The organism is Neisseria sicca VK64 (genome assembly GCF_000260655.1).
Classification (GTDB): Bacteria; Pseudomonadota; Gammaproteobacteria; order Burkholderiales; family Neisseriaceae; genus Neisseria; species Neisseria sicca_B.
In genome coordinates, this window is record NZ_AJMT01000111.1 from 1 (window position 1) to 6,112 (window position 6,112).

The 6,112-nt window shown below is 48.7% G+C and carries 6 protein-coding genes; all 6 read left to right on the plus strand.

Features of this window, described 5'->3' with window-relative positions; genetic code table 11:
• Window positions 1-165: 165 nt before the first annotated feature.
• The 6 genes from zapE to ispG all read left to right on the plus strand — a co-directional run bounded on the left by zapE (window position 166) and on the right by ispG (window position 6,109).
• Window positions 166-1,302, plus strand: coding sequence for a cell division protein ZapE (zapE, locus tag HMPREF1051_RS06670; protein WP_003766161.1), 1,137 nt, complete (start codon window positions 166-168; stop codon window positions 1,300-1,302).
• 118 nt (window positions 1,303-1,420) lie between these two features.
• Entirely contained in the window at window positions 1,421-1,846 is a 426-nt protein-coding gene (ndk, locus tag HMPREF1051_RS06675) for a nucleoside-diphosphate kinase (protein ID WP_003759208.1), read from the plus strand.
• Window positions 1,847-2,111: 265 nt separating this feature from the next.
• On the plus strand, window positions 2,112-3,206 hold the full coding sequence (gene rlmN / locus HMPREF1051_RS06680) for a 23S rRNA (adenine(2503)-C(2))-methyltransferase RlmN (protein ID WP_003766163.1): 1,095 nt from the start codon (window positions 2,112-2,114) through the stop codon (window positions 3,204-3,206).
• A gap of 2 nt (window positions 3,207-3,208) precedes the next feature.
• Window positions 3,209-3,964: a type IV pilus biogenesis/stability protein PilW gene (gene pilW / locus HMPREF1051_RS06685; protein ID WP_003759214.1), complete on the plus strand. Its 756-nt coding sequence runs from the start codon at window positions 3,209-3,211 to the stop codon at window positions 3,962-3,964.
• A gap of 4 nt (window positions 3,965-3,968) precedes the next feature.
• Entirely contained in the window at window positions 3,969-4,841 is an 873-nt protein-coding gene (locus HMPREF1051_RS06690; protein ID WP_003766158.1) for a helix-turn-helix domain-containing protein, read from the plus strand.
• Between the two features lie 2 nt (window positions 4,842-4,843).
• A complete protein-coding gene (gene ispG, locus HMPREF1051_RS06695; protein WP_003766160.1) occupies window positions 4,844-6,109 on the plus strand; it encodes a flavodoxin-dependent (E)-4-hydroxy-3-methylbut-2-enyl-diphosphate synthase in 1,266 nt (421 codons plus the stop codon).
• Window positions 6,110-6,112: the final 3 nt, after the last annotated feature.

Consider the following 6,112-nt stretch of genomic DNA (forward strand, 5'->3'; position numbering starts at 1 on the left):
CAAGGCGCCGAAGCCGCAGACAGTACAGATAGTACGGAACCGATTCACTTGGTGCTTCAGCACCTTAGAGAATCGTTCTCTTTGAGCTAAGGCGAGGCAACGTCGTACTGGTTTAAAGTTAATCCACTATAATTGTCAAACCCAAAAACATAATAAAGGTCAGATATGAGTGATAGAGGTCAACTGTTTGTCGCCCCTCCGTTTGAAAACCACAGCCCGCTGACTTGGTATCAGGCGGCAGCTGAACAACCGAATTTCATCCGCGATGAAGCACAGGCGCGGGCGATTGAATATTTGGATCGTTTGTGGACGGAACTAATGATGTTCAAACGCAAACGCAATCGTTTCCTAGGGCGCAGCCTGCGCTCTCCCCAAGTACCGAAAGGTCTGTATTTTTACGGCGGCGTGGGTCGTGGTAAAAGTTTCTTGATGGATGCTTTTTTCGGCTGTTTGCCATACCGCCGCAAACGCCGTGTCCACTTTCATGCCTTTATGGCGGAAATCCATAAGCGTTTGAAAGACTTGAAAAGTGAAGCCAACCCTTTAAAAGCAGTTGCTGCTGAGATTGCCAAAGAGACCCGCGTATTATGTTTTGACGAATTTCACGTCAGCGATATTGCAGATGCGATGATTTTGGGTCGCCTGCTGGAAAACTTGTTGAGCGAAGGTGTGGTTTTGGTGGCAACTTCCAACTATGCCCCGTCCGAGCTTTATCCCCAAGGTCAAAACAGAAGCAGCTTTCTGCCGACGATTGCGCTGATTGAATCCAGCCTGACCGTTTTAAATGTTGACGGCGGAGAAGACTACCGCCTGCGCACTTTACGTCCTGCCGAGATTTTCTTCGTTCCTAACAATGAAGAAAACGAGCAGAAATTGGCTACTTTATTTAAAGAAATGGCGGGAATTTCCGAACTGAATCCCGGTGTCAGCGTAATACACGGGCGTGAAATTCCACATAAAGCCCACTCCGACCGCGCCATTTGGTTCGATTTCCGCGCTTTATGCTTTGGTCCGCGTTCGCAAGCCGATTACCTCTATTTGGCCGAACATTATGAAATGGTGTTCGTATCAGGATTGGAACGCCTGACGCCGCAGGAAAAAGCCGAAGCGCGCCGCCTTACTTGGCTGATTGACGTATTGTACGATTTCCGAGTAAAACTCTGTGCCACCAGCGCGGTAGGCGTAAACGATATTTATGTCGAAGGCGATTTCGCCGAAGAATTTACCCGTACCGCCAGCCGTATGGTGGAAATGCAATCGGAAGTTTATTTGGAGCAACCGCATCTGACGTTGAAAAAATAAGATTCAGGAGAAGAAAAAAGAGCGGCTTTTCCCAAAGTATACTGAAATTTGATAAAATAGCAGTTCATTTTCCCCAACCTCAGACTATTGTACAATGCAATAAAAACAAGGACATAATATGGCTATTGAGCGCACGATCTCCATCGTTAAACCCGATGCTGTAGGTAAAAATGTAATCGGCAAAATTTACAGCCGTTTTGAAGAAAACGGACTGCGTATTGTCGCAGCCAAAATGAAGCATCTCAGCGTACGCGAAGCCCAAGAGTTTTATGCTGTCCATAAAGAGCGTCCTTTTTACGACAGTTTGGTTGCCTTTATGACCAGCGGTCCTGTCATGATTCAGGTGTTGGAAGGTGAAAATGCCGTTGCAAAAAACCGTGAACTGATGGGCGCGACCAATCCTGCGGAAGCCGCTCCCGGTACGATACGTGCCGATTTTGCCGAATCTCTCAGCGTAAACGCCGTACATGGCTCTGACAGTCTGGAAAACGCAGCAATCGAGATTGCCTACTTCTTCAGCCAAAGCGAAATCTGCCCGCGTTAACGATAGATGCCGTTCGAACGTCCGACCGGTTCGGACGTTTGGACGGTTTTGTCGATATTGTTTGTCTCAATCTGTTTTCAGACGACCTTTCTCAAATGGGGGTCGTCTGAAAATATGATAGAAGGAGCTTGGAAATAAAAGCTGTTTGCTAAAAAAGATTGGGGAAATTTTCCAGACTGTTGCGAAGCTCCCTTCTCCATCAGATTCACAAGACTTATAACCAACGGCAGCCTTTATTTAAAAGCTTTACCAAGAAATAAACCACATGAAAACCAATCTGCTGAATTACGATTTAAACGGACTGACCCATCATTTTGCCGAGATGGGTGAAAAACCGTTTCGCGCCAAACAAGTCATGCGCTGGATCCACCAAGCCGGTGCGCAAAGTTTCAATGAAATGACCGATTTGGCAAAATCTCTGCGCCTGAAACTCAACGAACAGGCAAGCGTGGATGTGCCCAAACTGATGATGGCGCAAGAATCCACCGACGGTACGCGCAAATGGCTGCTGGATGTAGGAACGGGCAACGGCGTGGAAACGGTATTTATTCCCGAAGCAGAACGCGGTACGTTGTGTATTTCCTCTCAAGTCGGCTGCGCATTGGAATGCACCTTCTGTTCTACCGGCCGCCAAGGTTTCAACCGTAATCTGACCGCTGCCGAAATCATTGGGCAACTGTGGTGGGCAAATAAAGCAATGGGCGTTACGCCGAAAAACGAACGTGTGATTTCCAATGTAGTCATGATGGGCATGGGCGAGCCGATGGCGAACTTTGATAATGTCGTTACTGCGCTGAGCATCATGCTGGACGATCATGGCTACGGCCTAAGCCGCCGCCGCGTTACCGTTTCCACATCAGGCATGGTGCCGCAAATGGACAGGCTGCGCGATGCGATGCCTGTTGCGCTGGCAGTATCCCTTCATGCTTCCAACGACGAAGTGCGCGATCAAATCGTTCCGCTGAATAAAAAATATCCGTTGAAAGAGTTGATGGCGGCATGCCAACGCTATTTGGTCAAAGCACCAAGAGATTTCATTACTTTTGAATACGTTATGTTGGACGGAATCAATGATAAAGCGCAACATGCGCGCGAACTGATTGAGCTGGTAAAAGACGTACCGTGCAAATTCAATCTGATTCCGTTCAATCCTTTCCCCAATTCCGGCTACGAACGATCTACCAATGAAAATATCCGCGTTTTCCGCGATATTTTGCAGCAGGCAGGATTCGTGGTAACCGTCCGCAAAACGCGTGGCGACGATATTGACGCAGCTTGCGGTCAATTGGCAGGACAAGTACAAGATAAAACACGCCGCCAACAAAAATGGCAGCAGATTTTGGTTGAACAACAGAGCTGATTATGAAACTGAACATTTGGCAACCCATTATTTTAACTTTGGTTTTGGGCGCATGCGCCGGCCCGAAAGGTCCAAGCAGAGCGGAACGTGCGACACAGGTCGCCAATATCAAAACCCAGTTGGCTATCGAATACATGCGCGGGGGCGATTACCGTCAAGCAACGGTAAGCATTGAAGAGGCATTGAAAGCAGACAGCAGCAATGAAGATGCATGGCTGGTTCGCGCGCAAATCTATCAATATCTCAAAGTGCGCGAAAAGGCGCAGGAAAGCTTCCAAAAAGCCCTATCCTTGAAACCTGACAATGCGGAAATCAACAATAACTACGGCTGGTTCTTGTGCAGCGAGATGAATAATCCTGCCCAGTCCATCAGTTATTTTGACAAAGCCCTGGCCGATCCGACTTATCCTTCTCCGTTTATCGCCAACCTCAACAAGGGCATTTGCAGCGCGAAGATGGGACAATATTCGCTGGCAGAAGCTTATCTCGAACGCTCTTTGGCTGCGCAACCTCAATTCCCGCCTGCGTTTAAAGAATTGGCAAGAACCAAAATGCTGGCAGGCAATTTAAACGAAGCGGACTATTATTTCCGCCAATACCAAAGCAAAGTCGATGTCTTGCAGGCAGATGATTTGCTGCTGGGTTGGAAATTGGCGACCGCTTTGGGTAATAGCCAGGCAGCCTACGAATACGAAGCCCAGTTAAGGGCAAACTTCCCCTACTCGGAACAATTACAGGCAGTAACCACAGGTAAGTAACTACATGGAAAATCAAAAGAAAAACGAATACGACATTCAAGCTGCCAAATCATTGGGTGATGAGCTGGGACAACTCAGACACAAATCAGGTTGGGATATTGACGAAGTAGCACGACGGTTGAAACTGTCTGCCGAACAAATTGAAGCACTTGAAAAAGGAGACTATTCTTTCTTTTCAGGATTGGTCTTCGTTATGGGCTATCTGCGTTCTTATGCCCGCCTATTGAAAATCGATGAAGCAACCATTACAGGTCGTCTGAAAGCCATTTCCGCACCGGAAGAAGACCATGTCTATCTGGTTGATCGCAAAAAAAATGCCGGCTTGAACTACCAAGATGGTGAAAAAGTCGGTTTCCCCAAATGGGTTTTGGGCATGGCGGCGCTCATCCTGCTTGGCGGCGGTATTTATGTTTGGCAAAGCAAGTCCAATCATGAAAACGAACAACAAGTCGCGCAAAACAGCGATGCAGTACGCAACAGTATGCAGACGCCGGATTTGAAAAAAGAAAATGTTGCCGTTTCCAATATGGTAGAAAACGGCAAACAAGAAATATCCAATGCCGAAAAAGCAGCTTCAAGTGTCGCCGCATCCGAAGCAGCGGCATCCGCACCTGAAGTCAAAGTCGATTCAGACGAGCTTTGGATTAAAGTCCAATACCGAAGCAATCTGATTATCACCGACAAGAAAGGTACCATGATTTTCAGCCGGATCATTCCCGCAGGAAGCGAAAGGCGTTTTAAAGGCGGTGCGCCCTACAATGTCTGGATCGGTATTGCCACAGGCGCACAAGCCAATTACGGCGGGACAACCATCAATCTGGCAGAATACCGGGTTGCCGGTGAAAAATCAGCTTCCTTTGTAGCAGGAAAAAAATAAAGATGAACACACCCAAACGCCGTCAAACCCATCAAGTACAAATCGATCATCTCACCGTCGGTTCGGATGCACCCGTTGTCGTACAATCGATGACCAATACTGACACCGCAGATGCTAAAGCAACCGCCCTGCAAGTCAAAGAATTGAGCGATGCAGGCTCAGAAATGGTGCGCATTACCGTCAACAGCCCAGAAGCCGCCTCCAAAGTTGCCGAAATCCGCCAACGTTTGGACGACATGGGTTACACCACCCCGCTGATTGGCGACTTCCATTTCAATGGCGAACGTCTGTTGGCGGAATTTCCCGAGTGCGGCAAAGCCTTGTCCAAATACCGCATCAACCCCGGCAATGTCGGCAAAGGCGCAAAAGGCGATGAAAAATTTGCCTATATGATTCGGACTGCCGCCGAAAACGACAAAGCCGTCCGTATCGGCGTCAACTGGGGTTCGCTTGACCAAAGCCTCGCCAAGCGCATGATGGATGCCAATCTGGCGTCCTCATCGCCCAAACCTCCCGAAGAAATCATGAAAGAAGCCTTGATTATTTCGGCGTTGGAATCTGCTGAAAAAGCCGTCCGATTAGGTTTGCCTGAAAACAAAATCATCTTGTCGTGCAAGGTCAGCTCCGTTCAAGATTTGATTCAGGTTTACCGCGAGTTGGGCAGCCGCTGCCAATATCCGCTCCACTTAGGCTTGACGGAAGCAGGTATGGGCAGCAAAGGCATTGTCGCTTCGACTGCCTCCTTGGCCGTACTGCTTCAAGAAGGCATCGGCGACACCATCCGCATTTCCCTGACTCCCGAACCCGGCAGTTCGCGCACGCAGGAAGTCATCGTCGGCCAAGAAATTCTACAAACCATGGGACTGCGCTCGTTTACCCCCATGGTTACCGCCTGCCCGGGCTGCGGACGCACCACCAGCACAGTCTTCCAAGAGCTTGCCCAAGATGTACAAAATTACCTTCGCCAAAAAATGACCGTATGGCGCACCCTTTACCCCGGTGTAGAATCTTTAAACGTTGCCGTCATGGGCTGCGTCGTTAACGGACCGGGCGAAAGCAAACTGGCAGACATCGGCATCAGCCTGCCCGGAACCGGCGAAACCCCTGTTGCCCCGGTTTATGTTGACGGAGAACGCAAAGTGACTTTAAAAGGCGACAACATCGCAGCCGAATTCTTAGAGATTGTCGAAGAATACGTCAAAGTCAATTATTGCGAAGGCGGTGCAAAACGCAATCAAAACCGTATCATCCCGATACAGTCTGCTTGATAA

Bases quoted from the DNA above. Each gene is read 5' to 3' on its own strand.
- ispG (WP_003766160.1), top strand. From the start codon at position 4,844: ATGAACACACCCAAACGCCGTCAAACCCATCAAGTACAAATCGATCAT.
- HMPREF1051_RS06690 (WP_003766158.1), top strand. From the start codon at position 3,969: ATGGAAAATCAAAAGAAAAACGAATACGACATTCAAGCTGCCAAATCA.
- zapE (WP_003766161.1), top strand. From the start codon at position 166: ATGAGTGATAGAGGTCAACTGTTTGTCGCCCCTCCGTTTGAAAACCAC.
- rlmN (WP_003766163.1), top strand. From the start codon at position 2,112: ATGAAAACCAATCTGCTGAATTACGATTTAAACGGACTGACCCATCAT.
- pilW (WP_003759214.1), top strand. From the start codon at position 3,209: ATGAAACTGAACATTTGGCAACCCATTATTTTAACTTTGGTTTTGGGC.
- ndk (WP_003759208.1), top strand. From the start codon at position 1,421: ATGGCTATTGAGCGCACGATCTCCATCGTTAAACCCGATGCTGTAGGT.